The organism is Salinispora cortesiana (assembly GCF_000484695.1).
Classification (GTDB): domain Bacteria; phylum Actinomycetota; class Actinomycetes; order Mycobacteriales; family Micromonosporaceae; genus Micromonospora; species Micromonospora cortesiana.
This window is the reverse complement of record NZ_AXVR01000034.1, coordinates 32,362-53,251: the sequence shown is the minus strand read 5'-3', so window position 1 is coordinate 53,251 and position 20,890 is coordinate 32,362. Positions and strand designations below refer to the sequence as shown.

General features: G+C 69.5%; 20 protein-coding genes and 1 pseudogene. 14 read left to right on the top strand and 7 right to left on the bottom strand.

Annotation, left to right across the window (positions count from 1 at the left end; genetic code table 11):
* Positions 1-557 precede the first annotated feature (557 nt).
* From K228_RS28870 to K228_RS0115800, 5 genes are all read left to right on the top strand, one after another.
* Entirely contained in the window at positions 558-1,952 is a 1,395-nt protein-coding gene (locus K228_RS28870; protein ID WP_188116210.1) for an NsdA family TPR-like regulatory protein, read from the top strand.
* 36 nt (positions 1,953-1,988) lie between these two features.
* Positions 1,989-2,480 (top strand): SAM-dependent methyltransferase, encoded by a 492-nt coding sequence (locus tag K228_RS27270; protein ID WP_080671615.1) that lies wholly within the window; start codon positions 1,989-1,991, stop codon positions 2,478-2,480.
* A 321-nt stretch (positions 2,481-2,801) separates the two neighbouring features.
* Entirely contained in the window at positions 2,802-4,037 is a 1,236-nt protein-coding gene (locus tag K228_RS0115810; RefSeq protein ID WP_025619314.1) for an MFS transporter, read from the top strand.
* Positions 4,038-4,050: 13 nt separating this feature from the next.
* The gene (locus tag K228_RS0115805; protein WP_025619313.1) at positions 4,051-4,791 is read left to right on the top strand and encodes a MerR family transcriptional regulator; all 741 of its coding nucleotides are present in this window, start codon (positions 4,051-4,053) and stop codon (positions 4,789-4,791) included.
* On the top strand, positions 4,788-4,976 hold the full coding sequence (locus K228_RS0115800; RefSeq protein ID WP_025619312.1) for a hypothetical protein: 189 nt from the start codon (positions 4,788-4,790) through the stop codon (positions 4,974-4,976). Before K228_RS0115805 ends, K228_RS0115800 begins: the two co-directional genes overlap by 4 nt.
* A gap of 48 nt (positions 4,977-5,024) precedes the next feature.
* Here K228_RS0115800 and K228_RS0115795 read toward each other — a convergent pair whose 3' ends face one another.
* The gene (locus tag K228_RS0115795) at positions 5,025-5,201 is read right to left on the bottom strand and encodes a thiazolylpeptide-type bacteriocin (protein ID WP_018215603.1); all 177 of its coding nucleotides are present in this window, start codon (positions 5,199-5,201) and stop codon (positions 5,025-5,027) included.
* 153 nt (positions 5,202-5,354) lie between these two features.
* Between K228_RS0115795 and K228_RS0115790 the strand changes: the two genes are divergently transcribed.
* Complete coding sequence (locus K228_RS0115790) at positions 5,355-6,626, top strand: amidohydrolase (protein WP_025619311.1); 1,272 nt, start codon at positions 5,355-5,357, stop codon at positions 6,624-6,626.
* A gap of 46 nt (positions 6,627-6,672) precedes the next feature.
* Here the strand turns inward: K228_RS0115790 and K228_RS0115785 are convergent, their stop codons facing one another.
* Positions 6,673-7,164 carry a DUF421 domain-containing protein gene (locus K228_RS0115785; protein WP_025619310.1) on the bottom strand — a complete coding sequence of 164 codons (492 nt, stop codon included), beginning with the start codon at positions 7,162-7,164 and terminating at the stop codon, positions 6,673-6,675.
* A gap of 41 nt (positions 7,165-7,205) precedes the next feature.
* Positions 7,206-7,736, bottom strand: coding sequence for a MarR family winged helix-turn-helix transcriptional regulator (locus K228_RS0115780; RefSeq protein WP_025619309.1), 531 nt, complete (start codon positions 7,734-7,736; stop codon positions 7,206-7,208).
* Between the two features lie 39 nt (positions 7,737-7,775).
* Between K228_RS0115780 and K228_RS0115775 the strand changes: the two genes are divergently transcribed.
* The 3 genes from K228_RS0115775 to K228_RS0115765 all read left to right on the top strand — a co-directional run bounded on the left by K228_RS0115775 (position 7,776) and on the right by K228_RS0115765 (position 9,391).
* Positions 7,776-8,582, top strand: coding sequence for a potassium channel family protein (locus K228_RS0115775; protein WP_025619308.1), 807 nt, complete (start codon positions 7,776-7,778; stop codon positions 8,580-8,582).
* Between the two features lie 111 nt (positions 8,583-8,693).
* Positions 8,694-9,104 (top strand): DUF1622 domain-containing protein, encoded by a 411-nt coding sequence (locus tag K228_RS0115770; RefSeq protein ID WP_025619307.1) that lies wholly within the window; start codon positions 8,694-8,696, stop codon positions 9,102-9,104.
* Complete coding sequence (locus K228_RS0115765) at positions 9,101-9,391, top strand: hypothetical protein (RefSeq protein WP_025619306.1); 291 nt, start codon at positions 9,101-9,103, stop codon at positions 9,389-9,391. The genes K228_RS0115770 and K228_RS0115765 overlap by 4 nt, the downstream gene beginning before the upstream one ends.
* Positions 9,392-9,401: 10 nt before the next feature.
* Here the strand turns inward: K228_RS0115765 and K228_RS0115760 are convergent, their stop codons facing one another.
* Complete coding sequence (locus K228_RS0115760) at positions 9,402-10,277, bottom strand: hypothetical protein (RefSeq protein ID WP_025619305.1); 876 nt, start codon at positions 10,275-10,277, stop codon at positions 9,402-9,404.
* 190 nt (positions 10,278-10,467) lie between these two features.
* Between K228_RS0115760 and K228_RS0115755 the strand changes: the two genes are divergently transcribed.
* Both K228_RS0115755 and K228_RS0115750 read left to right on the top strand, forming a co-directional pair.
* Positions 10,468-12,306: an AMP-dependent synthetase/ligase gene (locus K228_RS0115755; RefSeq protein WP_025619304.1), complete on the top strand. Its 1,839-nt coding sequence runs from the start codon at positions 10,468-10,470 to the stop codon at positions 12,304-12,306.
* Positions 12,307-12,434: 128 nt separating this feature from the next.
* The gene (locus K228_RS0115750; protein ID WP_025619303.1) at positions 12,435-13,298 is read left to right on the top strand and encodes a slipin family protein; all 864 of its coding nucleotides are present in this window, start codon (positions 12,435-12,437) and stop codon (positions 13,296-13,298) included.
* Here K228_RS0115750 and K228_RS27265 read toward each other — a convergent pair.
* Positions 13,296-13,721, bottom strand: a pseudogene (locus K228_RS27265) (MFS transporter); the annotation flags it as partial. The gene K228_RS0115750 and the pseudogene K228_RS27265 sit on opposite strands and share 3 nt — an antisense overlap.
* A gap of 384 nt (positions 13,722-14,105) precedes the next feature.
* On the opposite strand from K228_RS27265, the gene K228_RS0115735 reads away from it, so the two are divergent.
* On the top strand, positions 14,106-15,368 hold the full coding sequence (locus tag K228_RS0115735) for an MFS transporter (protein WP_025619302.1): 1,263 nt from the start codon (positions 14,106-14,108) through the stop codon (positions 15,366-15,368).
* A 12-nt stretch (positions 15,369-15,380) separates the two neighbouring features.
* Entirely contained in the window at positions 15,381-16,622 is a 1,242-nt protein-coding gene (locus tag K228_RS0115730) for a lycopene cyclase family protein (RefSeq protein ID WP_025619301.1), read from the top strand.
* Positions 16,623-16,655: 33 nt separating this feature from the next.
* On the opposite strand, the gene K228_RS0115725 is transcribed toward K228_RS0115730, so the two are convergent.
* Both K228_RS0115725 and K228_RS0115720 read right to left on the bottom strand, forming a co-directional pair.
* Positions 16,656-16,883, bottom strand: a complete 228-nt coding sequence (locus tag K228_RS0115725; protein WP_025619300.1) for a hypothetical protein — start codon at positions 16,881-16,883, stop codon at positions 16,656-16,658.
* 82 nt (positions 16,884-16,965) lie between these two features.
* The gene (locus tag K228_RS0115720) at positions 16,966-17,838 is read right to left on the bottom strand and encodes a pentapeptide repeat-containing protein (protein WP_025619299.1); all 873 of its coding nucleotides are present in this window, start codon (positions 17,836-17,838) and stop codon (positions 16,966-16,968) included.
* Between the two features lie 236 nt (positions 17,839-18,074).
* Between K228_RS0115720 and K228_RS0115715 the strand changes: the two genes are divergently transcribed.
* Complete coding sequence (locus K228_RS0115715) at positions 18,075-20,870, top strand: beta propeller repeat protein (RefSeq protein WP_025619298.1); 2,796 nt, start codon at positions 18,075-18,077, stop codon at positions 20,868-20,870.
* Positions 20,871-20,890: the final 20 nt, after the last annotated feature.

Here is a 20,890-nt window from a genome sequence, read left to right as displayed (position 1 = left end):
TGCCGCAACCGCCGCATCAGCGACGACACCGCCGACAACGGATCGACACCGTCCGGGGCCGCAGCGAGTTCAGCCTCCCACAACGCCAGATCAGCGAGGTGGTCAACAACAGGGTCGATCAGAGAAGATGACAACACGAGCGCGACTCCCGAAACGATCTTAAGGCGTAGACACCCGAAAGATCATCAGAGTCGCGCTCGTCCCACAACTCCCGCCCGACCGGTCATCAACACGGACAGAACACCTCAAGCCGGAACAACGCCGGGGCCGTGGCGGGCGCGCGCCGTTGCAGCAGCACGGCAACCCGCGTCCAACGGCGCGCGCCTCACTCTCACCCGCCACCACGGCGATCGATGCGACACGAAGCAGCGGGGGTCATCAACTGTTCCGTTGAGCACTCCTGATAGGACGACTCGTGTCTGCTGACGCTTGACGATCCTTCCGGAGTGATCGGCGGTACCTATAGCGAACCGCGAATCATGCTCTGTGGGTATGCTCTCGAGCATCGAGAACCGGTGAACGTGGTGAAAGATCATCAGTGGTGCGGGAGGCGAACTATGGCGCGCAACAGCGTTGGCAACGCCAAGCTCGTGGCGGCGATTGCCGAAGCCGGCCTGTCCCATGCCCAAATTGCAAGGGTCGCCGCACAGGTTGCTATCGAGAGTGGAGTTACGGAGTGCGCTGGCATCGGCCGTTCCCATGTCTCGCACTGGGTCCGAGGCACGATGCCCTCGGGACGGGCGCCGCTGATCTTGGTCGAAGCTCTGTCCAGGAAGCTTCAACGCGTCGTAACCCTCGAAGAGATCGGGCTACCACCTCAACCGTCGCTCTCTCAGGACGGGCTTGACTGGCGCGCCGATACGCTGGTCGGGCTAACGGATCTGGGGAGAGTGGACGTGGACGCTGAGCGTAGACGGGTGCTGGCCACCGCCGCCTACTCACTTGCCGCGCTGACCCTGCCGAGCGGGTCGTGGTGGAGCGAGATGGTGAATCGGGGGCGTGCACGTGGTGGCGCCGAGGGGTACGCGGTAGGGCGGAGCGACGTCGAAGCCGTTCGGGACATGGTGTCGCTGTTCTCCCATGTGGATCAACGCCGTGGTGGGGGTCATGCACGCACCGCTGTTGTTCAGTACCTCACGGCTGACGTGTCCGTTCTTCTCCGGGGCCGGTATGCGGACGAGCAGGTACGCCGAGACATGTTTACGGCGGCAAGCGAACTAGCGTATCTTTCGGGATGGATGGGGTTCGACAACGGGGAACACGCGTTAGCCCAACGCTATTTCAGTTCCGCTGTCAAGCTTGCGGCCGAGGCCGGTGATCCAGCAATGGCGGCGCATGTCCTCCGCGCAATGGCCCATCAGGCGGTAGACCTGGGGTATCGCAGAGAGGCGCTCGAGCTTTCCACTGCCTCTGTTGATCGAACGCGGTACCTCGCCGCTAGTCCACGTGAACGGTCTTTGCTCGGCGTCGTTCATGCTCGCGCTCTTGCCGCTAATCGAGAAGCCAAAGCTGCAGCCGAGGCGCTATTGCGGGCGGAGAGCGATCTTGCTGCGGCCTCTCAAGGAGACGACGAGCCGGGGCGGGTCTTCTTTTTCGGTCAGGCAAGCCTCTGTCATGAGACGGCTTGCGCGCTGCGTGACACCGGAGATCTCAGGGCTGCGATCAGTCAATTTCGCCTGAGCGTACGTACCCGCAAGGCGTCATCCTTTACCCGTACGCACGCGGTTACGCTTGGCTACCTCGGAATGGTGCAGGCTCGGCAGGGGGACCTAGAGGAAGCGTGTGCTACCTGGTCAAGATCGCTTGATACTATGGAGGGTGTTCGTTCTGGTAGGGCTCGACAAGTCGCAGCTGAGATGAGGGCCGCACTCTCGCCATTTCGGCAAACGAGGAACGGCGCTGTTGCTGAAGTCGATGCTCGCGCGGAACGCTATATAGCCATCTTCTCGTAACGTGCAGAATTTGCGGATCGGGACAGGGAGGGTCGAATGGGCGAGGCTTTCACCGTGGAACCAATCGCACACGTTGTGGGAGGAAGGACCGAACCGACTGACGACTATTGGGGAGGGGTGAGGGCGATCGTTCGAATCGACGAGAAGCGCTTCACCCCTGAATCTGCCAAAGGGCTTGACGCGTTTTCTCACCTTGAAGTCGTTTTTCGCTTTCATCTTACGGATCCGACGGACCTTAACCTCGGCGCCCGCCGGCCACGAGACAACCCAGACTGGCCGGAAGTGGGTATCTTTGGTCACCGAAACATGAGACGGATCAACTGGCTTGGTGTGTCGCGCTGCCGTCTGCTCAAAGTGGATGGCCTAGACCTTCACGTTGAGGGGCTTGATGCGGTTGACAGCACGCCGGTGCTTGATATCAAGCCATGGTTTGTTGAGTTCGGTCCCCGTGGCGAGGTGTGTCAAGCGCACTGGACGACCGACATGCTCGGTCACTACTTCGCCGCGCAGCCACCCCGTAAGGAATAGGGCATCGGTCGCATTGGCCTTCGGTGTTCTGAGGACAGCGGATTGGAGAGCGCTCTCGCCGTAGCAATGGCATTCGATTTGGTCCATCGATGCTTGTGCTGATGCTGGCAAGTGGCGTGTGGTCGACCCATGCCCGTCGATGAGCTGGACGAGCGCCTGCCTCCCCCGTTCGGAGGGAGTTGGTTGATCGGGGGTGATGAAGGAAAGGCCGAGGTTCGCGCCCGGGTCTGCTGGCACGCCGGCCGCAGGGGTAGCGCCACACTTCCCCGACGGAAGCTGTGGAGTTGACCCCGACGCAGCGTCATGGTTTGCGATGGTCGTATGAGCAAGGTGTCCTGGGCCTATTTGACCTCCTACGTCCTATCCATGCTGGGGAACTCCATTGCCGGGGTGGTCCTGCCGTTGCTGGTCCTGCAGATCACCGGCAACGTGCTCGCCACCGGTGCGGTCGCCGTTGCCTCGGCGCTGCCCGCAGCCGCCGCGGGGCTGGTCATGGGCGTGGTGATCGACCGGATCAACCGGCGTACGGCCGCCGTGCTCACCGATGTGATCTCCGCGCTCTCGATTGCCGCGCTGCCCTTGGTCGACGCCGCCGTCGGGCTTGCGCTCGGCTGGTTCGTGCTGTTCGCGGTGATTGGCTCGTTCGGCGACGTGCCGGGGCTGACCGCTCGGGAAGCGATGATCCCGGGCATCATCCGGACCGGGCGGATGAGCACCGAGCGGTTGCTAGGACTGCGCGAGGCGCTCGGCGCAATGGTCATGCTGATCGGGCCGGCGGTCGGGGCGGTGTTGATCGCGGCGTTTGACGGAGCCGCCGTGCTGTGGGTGACCGCGGCGACCTCGGCCTCGGCCGCGGCGGTCACGATGTTCATCCCGCGCGAGGCCGGCATGGTCCCGGCTGCTGTGATCCCGGCAGACGGGGCCGTGCCGCAGCGGGTGGTGCTGCGGGACGGCTGGCATACCCTGCGCCGTTCGCCGTTCCTGCTGGCCACCACCCTGATCAGTGCCGGTGGGGTGGTGGTTCTGGCCGGCTTTCAGACGCTGGTCCTGCCGGTATACTTCACCCTGCAGCAGCGGCCTGAGCTGCTCGGACTGGTGCTCAGCTCGCTCGCTGTCGGAATGCTGATCGGCGGCGGGACGTACGCCGCGGCGGGCAGCCGGGGCCGGCGGCGTAGCTGGTTCCTGACCGGAATGCTGATCATGATCGCTGGCATCAGCGCTATGGCGACGCTGGCGAGCCCGTGGCTTGTGCTCGGCGCTGCGGCCCTGGTCGGGCTCGGCAACGGGCTGTTCGGCAGCCTGATCGGCGTGCTCATGGTCGAGCGAATTCCGGACGCGATGCGCGGTCGGGTAATGAGCCTCCAGAACGCGCTGCTCACCCTCGCCCCGGCACTCGGCATGGGCGGCGCCGCGCTGCTGGTCGCGGAGTTCAGCGCTCGGACCGGCGCGATCGTCCTCGCCCTCATCTGGCTCATCACCGGCGTCGCCGCGATCGGCGCACGGGCACTGCGCGACCTGGAGCCAAGGCCGGCACCCGAGGCCGAACTAGTAAGTTGACCTGGAGGAACGGATGAACAGCGGCGAAATCGCCCGGCTGGCCGGAGTCAGCGTCCGCACCCTGCGGCACTACCACCAGGTTGGGGTTCTTCCCGAGCCGGCACGGCGGGCGAACGGCTATCGCGAGTACACGGTGCGCGACCTGGTGCTGCTGCTGCGCATCCGGCGGCTGGCCGAGGTCGGCATCCCCCTCGACGAAATTCCGCCGATACTGGGGGCCAGCAACCGGGCCCACGCTGTCCTCGACGAGCTCGACCGCGCACTGGCCGACCAGATCGAACGGCTCACCGCCCGCCGCGAGGTGATCGCCCAGCTTCGCGCCGTCGGAGCCGCCGCGGACACGCCGTCGGAACTGGCCGGCCTGCTCGCGGGCATTGGCAACGGCGGCGGTCCGGACCTGCCGCCAGAGCTACTCAAACACGACCGCGAGGTAGTCCTGCTGCTGCACCACCTTCTGGACGACAAGGGGCGGGCCGCGTTGATCGGGCTGCTCAGTCAGGCCACCGAGCCGGACAGGCTGGCGGCCACCACCGCGCTGGCCGCCCGGTTCGCCGCGCTCGGGCCGGACACCGGCGATGAGGAGATCGACCGGCTGGTCGCCGACTACCACCTCGCCCTGGGCCAGCTGAGCGTCGACGGGTGGACGGAGTTGGACTCGCGGACCCATGCGCTGCTCATGTCGTACCTGGAAACTGCTTTCAATGACGCCCAGCGTGAGCTTCTCGCCCGGCTGGCCAGTATCGATCAGTCGTGACCGACTGCGCGACACCCCCGCACACCATCGTCACCCTGGCTGACCCGGGCGTGGGACGGATCAGCACCGGCTCACCACTCTTCCGCCGCCCTGGCGGCAGCAGTGAAGCAGCCGTAGCCGTCCGCGACGGCCTCACCGTGCGACGGGACCTCCCCTCCTACTCGGAGATCAGTGCCTGGTCGTAGGACGTCGGGCCACCCCCACGGGGTGACCCGACGTTGTACTGCTGTTGCTCAGGCCGAGCAGCTGGTGGTGGAGGTGGTGCTGCTGCAGGTCGAGGTGGTGGCTGACGAGGAGCAGGAGGCGAGGATCGCCTCGGACGCGTCGGCGTAGTCGGAGATCGCGAAGGTCTCCGACTCCAGCTCCATGATCTCTTCGGCGAGGGCGTTGAGGTCGGTGTCGTGCTCCATGGTGACTCCTCCCGGGTCGGCGTCCGGCCGGCTTGTCCGGTCGGCCCACCGCAAGCACACCCCAGGGCGCTTACCGATCGCCTGGTGCCGGCATCACACACCGCTGTCGCCCGATGTCAGTGAGATGACAGCGGCGTCGGCTTGGCTGACCTCATGGCATTCGTAGCGGCCGATGCGGTAGGCCCGCCGGTTGGTCGGGAGACCGTTGCCGCCGCGGCCCGGCTCTACCGCGACCTGCATGCACATCCGGAGCTCTCCGGGGCGGAGGAGCGCACCGCGGCCCGCTTCGCGGCTGCCCTACGGGGGGTTGGCTACCAGGTCACGACCGGAGTCGGTGGGCATGGCGTGGTCGGCGTCCTGCGCAATGGGGCCGGCCCGACCGTCCTGATCCGGGCAGAGCTCGACGCGCTCCCGGTCGCCGAGGAGACCGGCCTGCCATATGCCAGCACCGCTACCGGCGTAGCCGCCGACGGCCGGACCGTACCGGTCATGCACGCCTGCGGACACGACCTGCACCTGGCGGCGGCGGCCGGCGCGGCCGCCCACCTGGCCCAAGCTCGGGACGGCTGGCGGGGGACGCTGTTGATCCTGGGACAGCCGGCCGAGGAGACCCTGTACGGTGCGGCGGCCCTGCTCGATGACGGTCTCTACCACCGGTTCGGTCGACCCGACCTGCTCCTGGCCCAGCATGCCGCACCGCTACCGGCGGGCATGGTCGCCCACGGCGCCGGTGCGATGACGGCCGGCTGCGTCACCCTGGAGATCATTGTGTCTGGACGGGGCGGGCACGCGGCCACCCCGCAGCTTTGCGTGGATCCGGTGGTGCTCGCCGCGGACATCGTCCTGCGGTTGCAGGCGTTGGTGGCGCGGCAGGCCAACCGGGATGACCCGGTGGTGCTCACCGTCGGGACGCTGCGCGCTGGGCACCACGCTGCGGTCATCGCCGACCGGGCGATGCTCGGGGTGACGATCCGGGCCCGGCACGAGCGGACGCTGGACCAGGTGCTGGAGAGCGTGACCCGAACGGTTCGGGCGGCGTGCGCGGCCGCTGACAGCCCACGTGAGCCGACGGTGCGGATCGCTTCGCGTACCCCCGCCTATGTGGGGGATCCAGCCGTGACCGCCCGGGTGCGGGCCGCCCACCTCGGGGTGTTCGGGACGGCGCGGGTCAGCGGGTGGCCCCCCTCCCTGGCGGCTGAGGACTTTCCGCTGCTGACCGCCGGGGGGATACCGAGCAGCTACTGGATGCTCGGTACCGTGGGCCCACGCCAGTGGCGGGCGGCACCCGGCGCCAACGCGGCCGAGAAGCTGGGTAACCTGCCGACGAATCACAGCCCGCGCTTCGCCCCGAATGTTGAGCTGGCGCTGCCGACCGGGGTGGCGGCTCTCGTGGCCGCTGCCCGAACGCTGCTCGCCGTTGACTGACCCGGCCCTGTCCTGGTGTCCGCTGCTTGGGGCCCGGTCAGGGCGGCTACTTACCGGGGCGGCGGGTGATCACGCTGAACTGGCCGTCGGACTCCATCCGCATCTCCCGGACCTCAGCCAGGCTGTCGATGCCCTGCTCGCGCAGCTGCCCGTACAGCTCGTCTTCGGTGACCAACTCCCGGCGCATGTTGCGGTGCAGCATCCGGCCGTCGCGGACCAGGGCCAGTGGTTTCGGTCGGATCAGTCGGGCGGCGGGTTGCCAGCGGTAGGCGACGGCGTCGAGCAGGTACGCCCAACCGATGATCACCGCGACCAGCAGCACCCCATCGGCGAGCGAGGTGTAGCCGTTTGCCATGCCGTTCTGCGCGGCGTCGGCGATCAGCACGATGACCAGCAGGTCGGTCATTCCGGTGGTGCCGCTCTCCCGCTTCAGCAGGACCCGCAGCAGGAAGAACAGCGTCAGGTACATCACGCTGCCCCGGACGATGATCTCCAACAGCGGAGCGTCCGGCGTGAAGACCGCCCGCCAGTCGACCACGGCAGCGGCTACCCGACGGCGGCCACGTCATGCAGGTGAACTCAGCTCGCTGCTCCGACACACCGTTCCCAGTCCTGCCGCCACCGCCGTTCATCTGGTTCGCCGGCGGCAGCGACCAGCGCCTCCAGCATGTCGATCAGCCCGACGTCGGGTGCGGTGCCGGTCACCGCGACCAGCCGCCGGATCTCGGCGCTACTGCGTCGAACGACCTCGCCGACCAGGTCCCGGCCCGCGACGGTCAGGCTGAGCCAGGAGACCCGGCGGTCGCTCTCGCCGGTCCGCCGGGCGACCAGCCCCCGTCGGGCCAGACGGTCACACCCACGGGTGACGGTGGAGGGGTGGACGTGCAGGGTCGTGGCGAGGTCAACGACCCGGGCCGGCCCCTGGGAGACGAGGAGGACCAGGATTCGGTACTGCGACATCGTGAGGTCGACATCGAGGGCATCGAGCGTGCGGACGGTGACGCCAACCAGCGAGCGGCACAGCGCTGCCAGCGCGTCTACCAGGGGTTCGTCCACCTGAGGCTCGTCCACCGCCGTCGACGACCCCGTTGGCTCCACGTAGAGTCGCATCGGCCCATAGTTGCATGGATACTCGTACCACGGTCGGGGGTGATCATGGGAAACACCGGCTCCATCAGCCGGCGGGAGCAGCGGGTCGCGAGCTGGGAGCGCCTGACCGCACTGCCGCTGACCGTTTTCTCCCTGGTGTTCCTGGCCGCATATGCTGCGCCGATCCTGGATCCGCAGCTCAGCTCGGCATGGATCACGGTCTGTCAGGTGACCACGTTCACCACCTGGCTGGTGTTCTGGCTCGACATGGCTGTCCGGTTCATCCTGCACACGCAGCGGCGACGCTTCCTCCGGGAGCACCTGTTCGACCTCGCCGTGCTGCTCCTGCCGATGCTTCGTCCGCTGCGGGCGCTGCGGTTGGTGACGGTGGTGCTCTCGCTCAGCCGGCGGACCGAGGCCTGGGTCCGCGGCCGGCTCGGCATCTACGTGGCCGCGACCACCGTCTTGCTGGTGGGGGTCGCCTCCCTGGCGGTCCTGGACGCCGAGCGGGCGGCGCCCGACCCGTCCATCACCAACTACAGCGATGCCCTCTGGTGGGCGGCCGTGACCATCACGACCGTCGGCTACGGCGACTTCTATCCGGTCACCCCGGAGGGGCGGCTGGTGGCGGTCGGCCTGATGATCGGCGGCATTGGGCTGATCGGTTTTGTGACCGGCTCGCTCGCCACCTGGATCGTTGACCGGGTGTCCGGCCGGGACCGGCACCCGGCAGCGACCGCCGAGGACGTCGCGGCGTTGCGCCAGGAGATCGCGGCGCTGCGCCAGCAACTCGACCCGTCGCCCGGCGCCGTCCCCGCGGACCCGGTGGCCCCGCCGGTGCAGCCGGCGCGCACGACCCACACCTGACGGGTGACCGGCGGCGGATGACACCACCCGCCGGGGGCGGATTGGCCGACGGCGACGCGATCGGGTGTCGTCCCGGGATGCTGGTGCTCGTGGCGGCGTGAAGCCGCTGGTATGGATGACATGTCCGACCAGCATTGGATGTTGGAGGCGGTGGACCTCCTGGTACGGGTGGTCGAGGCCGCCGGCATCCTCATCATTTTCGTCGGTGCGATGATGGCGTTCGTCCGGTTCGTGGTTGTGGGATTGCGGCACCGGCAAAGCCGGGCGTTCGTGCCGATCCGGCTGACTCTCGGGCGGTTCCTGACCCTCGGGCTGGAGTTCCAACTCGCCTCGGACATCATGCGCACCGCCGTCGCGCCAACCCTGCTGGACATCGCCGAGCTGGCTGCGGTGGCGGCGATCCGGACCGCGCTGAACTTCTTCCTCGCCCGTGAGATCAAGCAGGAGCGCCGCGAGATCGCCGAGGTCGGCTCGCCCGGGCCCGGCGACTCGAAGCGGGCGGGTCCGGAGCCGGCCTCGTGAGCGCCCTGGTCGAGTACGCCGTCCTGGCCTGTATGGCCGCGGGCATCCTGTCGGCCGCGGTGGTTCTGCTGGTGTCCCGGAACGCGGTCCTGGCCCTACGCGTCGGCCTTGACCTGTGGTTGGCCGCCAGCCTGCTGCGAATCGCGGAGCCGCCGGTGGGGGAGCACCTGCTCTACGTGGTGGCGATCATGGTGATCCGCCAGCTGATCCGCGTGGCCCTGGTCACCAGTTGGAGTCAGCGGCGGCCGACGGATCCGGGGCTGTCGCAGCGCCCGTCCGCCCGCTAGCGCGCCGTCGTCAGTCGCCCTGCCACCAACTGCCCGGCGTACGGGACGGGTCGTGCCCCAGCCCGTAGGCAGCGTGGATCTCCACCGCGCTCACCCCGAGTGCGTCGAGACCTTGGTTGAGCTCACGCTCCGCCCTGAACTCGGCCGTCACGTACTGCTCCCCTTCGACCGCGGTCGCGGGCGCCCAGCCGCTGCGACCAAGCGCCGTCATGGCCGTGTGCACCGCTACCCACGGGCGGTGCCCAGTGACACCGACCAGTGCGTACACCCGGGTGAACGACACGGGTCGGCTGACCTCGACCGGACCGCTGCGATCACAGGTCTGCCTGCCGACCCGGTTGGCGAGTGTCGTGGCGACTTCAATGGCGTGGTCCGCGTTGCTGTTCGGCACGTCGACGACCAGCGCCACCCGTGCGGTCGCTTGCTCTCGCAGCCAGCTCTGGAGCCACTGCGGGATCTCTCCCGCCTCGGCGTCGGTGCCACCGTCGGGATCCGCACCGGTCTCCTCAGACCGGTCGGTATCGACGTCAGCCGCCGCGTCGGCACTCTCATCGACGCCAACCCAGCACCCGGTGTCCCGGAAGCGGGCGACCGCGTCGCTCCAGGCGAGAGCGGCCGATTCGGTGGGGCGGTCGGACTCCGGTGGTGCCGGCTCACTGCCGGACAGGTACCCACGTACGAAGTAGCGGGCCTGCGTGGAGCAGTCGCTGATCTCACCCTTCGACACTCGGGTACGGATACCGCGCTCGGCGCAATAGGCGTACATGCGCCCAGGGAACGTATGGGGGTTGCCGTCGAGGAGATAGTGCCGGCCGCAGTGCTCGGTGTCGAACCACAGCTCGGGGTCCACGTCCGGCGGCAATGGTGGGCGAGCGGGGAAGGGCATCCGCGGAAGATAGACCGTTCCGACGGCCCGGACGAGCGCTTTTTTGGCGGTGACCACCTTCTAGCACGTCGTCGCGGTGCCCGGGCCAGTTTGCTGGTAGTTCCGTCGCCGGTGCCGCCGCCGGTCGCACGATGGGGGTACGAGCGCCGGCACGCCAGGTGCCGGTGGTGACGCTACCGGGGGTAGCAAGGTGCAGGAGGTCGTGGTCTCGCCGGTGGAGGAGATCGGTGGGGTGCTGCCGGGGCTGGCCGAGCAGGTGTGGACCAACGCCCGGGAGGACCCGGATGCGGTGCAGTTCGTCCGGCCCGCGCCGGTGTCCCGCGCCTGGCCCGCGCGCCGGTCGGTGCGCGGTGGTGACGTGCCGGTGACGTGCGCCCAGTTCCGGGACGACGTGCTCAGCCTTGCCCGTGGCTTCCTCGCGGCCGGGGTGGGGCACGGTGACCGGGTCGGGCTAGTCAGTCGCACCCGATATGAGTGGACCCTGGTCGACTATGCCCTCTGGGCGATCGGGGCGGTGTCGGTGCCGGTCTTCGAGACGGCCAGCGCGGACCAACTCGGGTGGGTCCTGTCGGATGCGGGCGTGGTGGGCTGCGTGGTGGAGACGTCTGATCAGGCCGAGTTGGTCGCCGGCCGCCGTTCGGATCTGCCGGCGTTGCGTGATGTGTGGCAGATCGACGCCGGTGATCTGATCAATCTTGCTGGCCAGGGGCGTGCGGTTGACGATGCGGTGGTTGACGGCCGGCGCCGTCGGGTGACCGGCGGTGACATGGCGACGATCGTCTATACCAGCGGCACGACCGGTCGGCCAAAGGGCTGTGTGCTGACCCACCGATCCATCCACTGTGATGTGACTGCCGCGGTCTCGGTGTTGCCGCAGTTGCTACACGCCGGGGCGACCACGGTGTTGTTCCTGCCCCTGGCCCACGCGTTCGCCCGGATGATCCAGGTTGGGGTGGTGCAGACCCGGACCGCCATGGTGCACAGCGCCGACATCGCGGGCGTGCTGGAGCAGCTGCGCCGGCACCGGCCGACGTTCGTCCTGGCGGTGCCCCGGGTCTTCGAGAAGCTGCACAGTCGGGGAGAGCAGAAGGCCGAGGAGAGCCACCGGGGCTGGCTGTTCCGGCTCGCCGAGCGGGTGGCGGTGCGGTACAGCCACGGTCTCGATCGTTCCTGGGGCCCAAACCCCCTGCTCCGGCTCGCCCGAGGCGGGTTCGACCTGCTGGTGTACCGGAAGCTGCGGGCCGCCCTGGGTGGTCGGTGCTCCGCGGCGATTGTCGGCGGCGCGCCGCTCGGTGAGTGGCTGGGACACTTCTTCCGGGGCGCGGGCCTGCTGGTGCTGGAGGGGTACGGGCTCACCGAGGCATCCCCGGCGTTGACGGCGAACACGCCGACGTCCCAGCGGATCGGCACGGTCGGTCGACCCCTGCCCGGCGTGAAGATCCAGACCGCCGACGATGGCGAGATCCTCGCCCGCGGCGACCCGGTCTTCCCCGGATACTGGAACAACGCGGCGGCCACCGGGGCGGCGTTCACCCAGGACGGGTGGATGCGGACCGGCGACCTCGGCGAGCTGGACTCGGACGGGTTCCTGCGGATCACCGGGCGGCAGAAGGAGATCATCGTAACCGCCTCGGGGCAGAACCTCGCGCCCGCGCCGCTCGAGGAGGCGATCCGCGCGCACCCGTTGGTCAGCCAGTGCATGCTGATCGGTGACGATCGCCCGTACGTCACCGCGCTGGTCACCATCGACCCGTCCGCCTGGGATCGTTGGCGCTCCGAGCACGGCCGCTCGGACGACGCGACCGTGGCCGAGCTGCGGGACGACCCGGAGCTGTGCGGCGAGATCCAGGCGGCCGTTGACCGTGCGAACGCGACCGTCTCCCGCGCCGAGCAGGTCAAGACCTTCCGCATCCTGCCCCGGGATCTCACCGAGGCCGACGGTGAACTCACCCCCATTCTCAAGATCAAGAAAAGTGTGGTCGAGGAACACTTCAGCGAGGACGTCGACGCCCTATACCAGGGCCACTGAACCGGGCGGGCGCTGGCGTCCGTCCGGCGGCCACCAGCTCGGCCGTGCGGGTCCGGCCTGGATCGCCGGCGTTCGTCGAGGACGAGGCCGCGACGGGGGAGCCGTGGCGGCGTACCGGAAGGGGTGCCATGGCAGCCGGCGTCATCGGCGGGGTGATCGCGGTAGTGGTTGCGGTGCTGCTCGCTGCCCTGAGCCTGCGGATCGTGCAGCAGTACGAGCGCGGGGTGGTCTTCCGGTTCGGGCGGGTGCTGCTCCCCGTCCGGGAACCCGGCCTGCGGCTGATCATTCCAATCGTGGACCGCATGGTTCGGGTGAGTATGCAGACCACGGTGATCGACGTGCCGGCGCAGGGGGCGATCACGCGGGACAACGTGACCCTCAAGGTCGACGCGGTGGTCTACTTCCGGGTGGTGGACCCGGTGAAGGCCCTGGTGAATGTGGAGAAGTATCCGGCAGCGGTGCTTCAGATCTCGCAGACCGCGCTGCGCTCGGTGATCGGCAAGGTGGACCTGGACACCCTCCTCGCCGACCGGGACAAGGTCAATGCCGACCTCAAGTCGGTGATTGACGACCCGACCGAGGAGCCGTGGGGGCTGAACATCGAGCGGGTCGAGGTGAAGGACGTCTCGCTGCCGGAGGGAATGAAGCGGTCGATGTCTCGGCAGGCCGAGGCCGAGCGGGACCGGCGGGCCCGGGTCATCGCCGCCGACGGTGAATACCAGGCATCCCAGCGGCTCGCCGACGCCTCCCAGACGATGGCGGACACCCCGGGCGCGTACCAGCTGCGGCTGCTCCAGACCGTGTCGGATGTGGCGGCGGAGAAGAACAGCACCCTGGTGATGCCCTTCCCGGTGGAGCTGCTGCGCTTCTTCGACAAGTACGCGCGCGGTGCCCCGACCGACCAGGACGAGCCCCGGGCGAAGCAGGGTGCCTCGCACGTGTCCGGCGACGGTCACCGCCGCGACGGCGGGCCCCGTCAACCGGCCCAGTGACACGCTGGCCAACTGGTCCGGTGCCACGATGGCGGACAGGAACGCGCTGGCGGCGGTGTCGGCCAGGGTCTCCCCGGTGCCGAGGAGGAAGAACACCCCGTAGACCAGAGCGACCGTGGTGGTGTCGGTGGCGACGGCGAGGGTTAGTGCGGTGAGTGCCGCGGTGCGCAGTGTGTTGACGGCCACCACCAGCCTGCGGCGGTCCAGCCGGTCGACGTAGGCGCCGCTGATCAGGGCGAACAGTAGCCAGGGCAGTTGTTGGACGAAGACAGCGCCACCGATGAGCGCCGGATTGGTGGTGATGGAGGCGACCAGCAGTGGACCGGCCGCCATGGTGACTCCGTCACCGACATTGGACACGGCTGAGGCGGTCCACAGCTTGGTGAAGTCCGCGCCGAGACGCGCGGAGGCAAGGGCATGCAAAATAGCTCCTCGAGCAAGGGGAAACGGTCGTCGTGGGAGCGACCGCTTCGCGGCGAGGAGCACTACACCGTGGGGCGTGAGCCCGACGGTGGGACCGACTAGCGCGCGGTGTGCTCTCGCGGCGAAGCGGTGACCATGACCTTGCCCTGGCGCATGCCAACTCCTAACTGTCGATCGTGGCCAGGATAGCCACGATCGATCGGATGCGAGGACCGCTCGGCTGGCCGGCAATGCCGGTGAGCACGGGGCCGTCGGTCCGGCCCGGTGAACGGCTACCATCGGCCGCATGACCTGGCGACATTGATCCACCGCTGAGTGCCCTTCCCGTGGGCCACCGCGGTCGCCGTACCTCCGGTGTCCGCACTCACCCCACGGGAAGAAGCGATGATCTCCGACACGACCCCACTGCGAGATGGCCCGCACCCGGGCCCGACCGCCGCGCCCGACCGGCGGGTCCGGTCACTCGCGGCAGCCCTCTACGGCTACGCGTTCCTGCGCGACCTCATCCTGCTATACCCCGTCTACCCGCTGCTGTTCACCGACACCGGTCTGACGGTGTGGCAGATCTCGACCTTGTTCGTCATCTGGTCGGCCAGCTCGATCGTGCTGGAGATCCCTTCCGGGGCGTTGGCCGACGCCGTCTCCCGGCGGCTGCTGCTCTGTCTCGCGCCGCTGGTGACCGCCGCTGGCTTCGCGCTCTGGACGCTCGTGCCCTCGTACCCGGCCTTCGCGGTGGGCTTCCTGCTCTGGGGAGTTGGCGGCGCGCTCGCCTCCGGTGCGTTGGAGGCCCTGGTCTACACCGGCCTCGACCGGCTTGGCGCAGCCAGCCGGTACGCCCGTGTCATCGGCCGGGCCCGTACCGCGGAAACCCTCGGCGTGTTGGCCTCCCTCCTGTTGGCGGTGCCGGTACTCGCCCTCGGCGGCTACCCCGCTCTCGGCGTGGCGAGCGTCCTGGCCTGCCTGGCGGCCGCCGCCGTCGCCACCCGCCTACCTGAGCACCGCGAGCCGGCCGCCGGGCCGAGCGCCGACCGCGACGACGGTGAACACGGCTGGTGGGCCTCCCTGCGGGGCGGGCTGGCCGAGGCGCACGCCGATCGGACGGTGCGCGCGGCGGTGCTGTTGGTCGCCGCCGTCGCCGCCGGGTGGGGGGCGCTCGACGAGTATCTCCCGCTGTTGGCCCGAGACGTCGGGGCGAGCGGGCCGGCCGTGCCGTTACTGCTCGTACTTACCTGGGTCGGTGTCGCCGTCGGCGGCCTGCTCGCCCCGGCGGGGGAGCGGCTGGGCCACCGCGGGTACGCCGGCCTGGTCGGTGGGTCCGCCGGGGCGCTCGCCGCCGGTGCGCTGATCGGTCACCCGGTCGGGTTCCTGCTGGTGGGCGTCGCCTTCTGCGGTTTCCAACTGGCCACTGTGCTCGCCGATGTCCGGCTCCAGACGCGGATCGTCGGCCCGGCCCGCGCCACCGTCACCTCGCTCGCCGGGATGGCGACCGACACGACGATCATCGCGTGCTATGTCGGGTACGGCCTGCTCGCCACCGTCGCCGGCAACCGGGTCGCGTTCGCGGTGGCGGTGGCGCCCTACCTTGTCGTGGCGCTGCTGGTGGCCGTCGTACGACCGGTCCGCCGATGGTCTAGGTCGTGGATGTGACAGCGTGTACGGGTGCCCACCGTCGATGTTGACCTCGCCCTGGTCGGTGGTGGCGGCGCGGCCTCCCTCGTGCTCGCCGCCCTGGATCGGTGCGGCGTGCGCGGTCTGCGGGTGGCGGTGGTCGATCCGGTGCGTCGTCGCGGACAGGACCGGACCTGGGCGTTCTGGGGCCGACCCGACGACGGGCTCGACCCGATGTTGACGGCGAGCTGGTCACAGGTGGAGGTGACGACCTCCGAGCGACACCGCGTGCTCGACCTCGCCCCGCTGCGGTACGCGATGCTGCGCTCGGCCCCCGTGTACGACCGGGCCGCCACCGCCGAGCGGCGGCTCGGTGCGGTCCGCGTCGTCGCCCCGGCCGAGGCGGTCGAGGACGACGGTGACCGGGTCACGGTCCATGCCGGCGGATCGACGCTGCGGGCATCCTGGGTCCTCGACTCCCGGCCGCGCCCGCCCCGGCGGGCCGGGCGGACCAACTGGCTCCAGCACTTCCGTGGCTGGTGGCTCGAGGCTGACCGGCCGCTCTTCGACCCGGGCCGGGCGGTGTTGATGGACTTCCGCACCCCGCAGCCGGATCGGGGGGTCTCGTTCGGGTACGTGCTGCCGGTCACCGACCGGTACGCGTTGGTCGAGTACACCGAGTTCACTCCCGGCCTGCTCACCGACGCCGGCTACGACGCGGCGTTGGCCGGGTACCGGGACCGGCTCGGGCTGGACCCGGTCCGGCTGCGAGTGCGGGAGGTGGAGAACGGGGTGATCCCGATGACCGACGGTCCGTTCGACCCGCGGCCCTCGCCCCGGGTGATCCGTCTCGGCACCGGCGGTGGCGCCACCAGACCCTCCACCGGCTTCACGTTCGCCGCCATGCACCGGCAGGCGGGGCAGATCGCCGCGGCGCTCGCCGACGGGCGGGCGCCGGTGCCGGCACCCGCGTACCCCCGCCGGCACCGGTGGCTGGACGCGGTCGCGTTGCGGGCGCTGGACCGGGGCCCGCTGGCGGGCCCCGACTTCTTCGACCGGCTCTTCGACCGCAACCCGGCCGAACGGGTGCTGCGCTTCCTAGACGGGACCACCAGCCCGGCCGAGGAGGTCGCGTTGATGGGCACCACCCCGCTGGCGCCGATGCTCGCCGCCACCGCCGGCGACGCCGCCGCCCGGCTGCGGGACCGGCTAATGCCGCGGCGGCGTCCCGCCGCGGTGCTGGTCCCGCCACCGGTCACCGGCGCGACGCGACGTCCCCAGCGGGGGGAGTGACCTACCCCGCTGGACGAGTGCCGCGGTGACCGTTCACTCCCGGTTCGGGTCGACGGCCCCGGAAACGTCAGCCACGTCGTAACCGGCCCGACTGATCTCCCGCGCCGATCGCCGCTCTTCGGCGGGAAGGTCGGCGAAGTCGTCACCGACGTCCTCGGTCTGCGGCAGCGAGTCGCCCGGCGGCCGAAGCGACGCCTCCATCGCCGTGGCGCCGTCCGGTTCGTCCGTGTCGGCCAGGTCGAATCGGTGTTGCTCGGTCATGGCGCACTCCCGCCCGTTGGCTCGCGGTGACCACCCCGGCCACCGCACCTGCCGCGGCGACCGGAACCCGGCTTACCCCCGGTCACCTACCCGGACGCCGCCCGGGGAAACGCGCAGCCGCGCCGCGGGCGCGCGGCGGGGCTGCCCAGTGCGCGGGCCGGCTGCGCCGCGGCGGAAGAGCGGTGGCCCGGTCACCGCGGGCCGCATCCAGCTGTGACTGGTGCACGAAGAGAGCGCCCGACAGGTCCGCGCCCCGCAGGTCGGCCCCGCGTAGGTCCGCGCCGGTGAGGTCCACGCCGGTCAGGTCGACTCCGCGCAGGTCGGCACCGAGCAGCTGGGCGCCGCGCAGGCTCGCCCGGCGCAGGTCGACTCGGCGCAGGTCGGCACCGAGTAGGGCGGCGCCCCGTCGGTCAACGCCGGGCCGGCCACCCCGGGCCCGGGCGTGGTCAGCGGCTTGGGCCAGCAGCGGAACGACTCTGCTCCGGTGCGCGTCAACGGCCAGCGACCGCAGCGACTCCGGGTCGCCGCCAGCCAGCCGGTCGGTGGCGGCGAGCACCTCGGTCAGTGCGGCCCGCAGTGGTGCGGGCAGCTCCATCGTCAGCGCCTCGGTCAGATGCCAGAGCAGCTCGTGGAGCGGCCGTACCACGGTGAAGGTGTCGAACATCGCCTGGGCGGTGGGCTGGTCGTCCCGCCAGTCCCGCCCCCCCCCGAAGGTCACCTGGGTCACCCGCTGACCGGCACCGAAGCAGTCGAAGACGGTGCAGCCGGGGAAGCCGCGGCTCCGCAACTTGGTGTGGATTCCGCAGCGGAAGTCCGGGCGCAGGTTCGGACAGGGACGCCCGGCCGGCTTGTCGATCGCGAAGTCGGCCGAGGCGGCGAAGGCGGGCGCCACGCAGCAGAGCCCTACGCATCGGGAGCAGTCGGCGCGCAGCTCCTCCGGACCGACCGCTGTCATGTGACCGACTCTCCTGCCGTGGCGCTCGATGCGAACTCCCTATTCTTCCACGGCGTCGGACGTGCACCGGTTTACGGCGGCCGCGATGTTGAATTCACCCACAATCATCGATCGATGGAGGGTAGGGGATTGTGCCTGCCGGGCCTCCTCTGCCATCCTCCTGGATGGACGCTGCCAGTGACGGTTGCCAATCCCGGAGGCCGCGCTGCGGCGACGCCTTCTTCGGGAGGAACCTTGTGAAGCGCAGACGTCGCCAGCTACTCGCAGGACTAGCGGTCGTTGCCCTCGCCGCGACGACGGGTGTCGCCGGAATCCACCTCGCCGGCACCGAAGTGCCGGCCGCCGCCGCGGCGACCGGGGACGGCGAGCTACCGAACGCCCTCGGGGCCCACCTGGAGCAGATGCGTCGGTCGATACCGGGCAATGACGGCATGTCGCTGGACGGTCCGGGCGGCGCCGCGCAGCAGGAGTTCCTCAAGCGGGCCTACCCGGCCAACGAGGTAAGCCTCGCCGAGGTTGATCGTTCGAAGGCAGCGTTTGCGGCGGCGGAGCGCCGGGGCGGGGGCGGCCAACGGTGGACCAACGTCGGGCCGAGTGAGGCGGTGTACCCGTTCACCGAGTATCGCAACGCCTTCAACTACGTTCCCAACGAGTACGTCGCCGGTGGCCGGGTGACCTCCCTCGACATCAGCCCCGACTGCAACCGGTGGCTCTGCCGGGCGTACGCCACGCCCTCCGGTGGTGGCGTCTGGGGCACCCTCAACATCCTCGCCGCCGAGCCGAAGTGGTTCTACCTGGGCGGGCCGCTCGGCATCAACGCGGCCGGCTCGGTCAAGATCGACCGCAACGACCGGACCGGGCTCACCATCTACGTCGGTACCGGTGAGGCGAACATCTGTGGCTCCGGATGTGTCGCCGGTGTCGGTCTCTACCGGTCCACCAACGGCGGTCTGACCTGGCAGGGCCCGCTCGGCAAGGAGGTGCTCGCCGGCAAGGGCATCGCCGAGATCACCATCGAGCCGGACGACCCGAAGACCATCTACGTCGCCACCACCACCGCGCTACGCGGTATGTCCAGCGCCTGCTGCACGGGCGTGACGCGACCGGTGCCCGACGCCGAGAAGTGGGGTCTGTACAAGACCACCGACGGTGGCAAGAACTGGAACTTCATCCACAACGGATCGGCCGCCGCCACCGACTGCACCGGCGACGCCGACGAGTTTGGCAACAGTGCGGTCTGCTCGCCGCGCGGCGTCCGCTACGTCAAGCTCGACCCGAACAACTCCGACATCGTGTACGCGTCGTCGTACGGTCGTGGTGTCTGGCGCTCCCCGGACGCCGGAGCCAGCTGGACGCAGATCAAGCCGTCGCTCAACCCGGAGCTGTTCCAGACCCGGGCCGCCATCGACGTCACCGCGCTGCCGGACGGCAAGACCCGGATGTACGTCTACGAGGGCAACTTCGGCAACCCGTACTCGCGGTTGCTGCGCAGCGACGACGTGGCCGGCGGAACCCCCACGTTCACCGACTTGAGCAGCTCGAACCCGGCCGACCCGGGGTACGCCACCTACAACCAGTGCACCGGCCAGTGCTGGTACGACATGTTCGTACACACCCCGCCGGGGCATCCGGACATCGTCTACACCGGTGGCTCCTACGTCTACGGCGAGACGGTCGCGCACAAGCGGGCCGTCGTCCTCTCCACCGACGCCGGGGTCAGCGGCACCGACATGACCTTCGACGGCACCGACGAGCTGCACCCGAACGGTCTGCACCCGGACCAGCACGCGATCGTGACCCACCCACGGGACCCGTACCAGTTCTTCGAGGCCAACGACGGCGGGATCATGCGTTCCAGCGGTGACTTCGTCGATCGCTCCGCCTGGTGTGACAACCCGGACCGCAACCTGACCACGGCGGCCCAGCAGGATCGCTGCAAGCAGATGCTCTCCCGGATCCCGAGCAAGCTGGAGAGCGTCAACAAGGGCATGAACACGTTGCAGTTCATCAGCCTGTCGGTCAGCCCGCACGACGTGAACCTGCTGCAGGGCGGCACCCAGGACAACGGGACCTGGGAGAACAACGGCGAGCGGCGGCGCTGGACGAACACGATGATCGGTGACGGCGGTGCCTCCGGCTTCGATGTCGGCAAGCCCGAGTTCCGCTTCCACACCTTCTTCAACGCGTCACCGGAGGTGAACTTCGCCAGCGGCGACATCGCCGAGTGGATCTGGACCGCGGATCCGATCTACGGCCAGCCGGGCACCCTCTTCTACGCTCCGGTGATCAGCGACCCGGTGGTCAGCGGCACGATGTTCGCCGGTACCGGGCGCTCGGTGTACCGGACGAAGACCTTCGGCCTGGGCGACCGGAGCATCGAGGAGGCCAACCGGATCTGTAACACCTGGACCGGCACCTTCGAGGAGCAGTGCGGGGACTGGGAGGCGTTGGGGGCCACGCCGCTCACCGACGAGGCGTGGGGGGACCGGGCCGGCGGCGCGGTCTCGGTGGTCCAGCGGGTCGACACCGACTCCGCCACCGCCTACGCGGCCACCAGCACCGGCCGGGTCTTCGTCAGCCACAACGTTGACGCCGAGTCGGCCGCCGAGGTGACCTGGACCCGGATCGACAACCCGGGCACCCCGAACCGCTTCGTCACCAGTGTCCACATCGATCCCAGCGACCCGAACCGGGCCTGGGTCTCCTACAGCGGCTTCAACTCGAACACGCCGGAGACGCTCGGGCACGCCTTCGAGGTGACGACCGCCGGCACGACGGCGACCTGGACCGACCGCTCGTACGACTTCGGTGATCAGCCAATCACCGACCTGGTCCGGGACGACGTCACCGGTGACCTGTACGCCTCGACCGACTTCGGCGTGTTGCGGCTGGCCGAGGGGCGGACCAGCTGGACCAAGGCCGGCGGTGGGATGCCGAATGTGGAGGTCGCCGGGCTCACCATCGTGCCGGGCGAGCGGGTCCTCTACGCGGCCTCACACGGCCTCGGCGCCTGGCAGCTCAACCTGAAGTAGGTCGATCATTCACACCACCA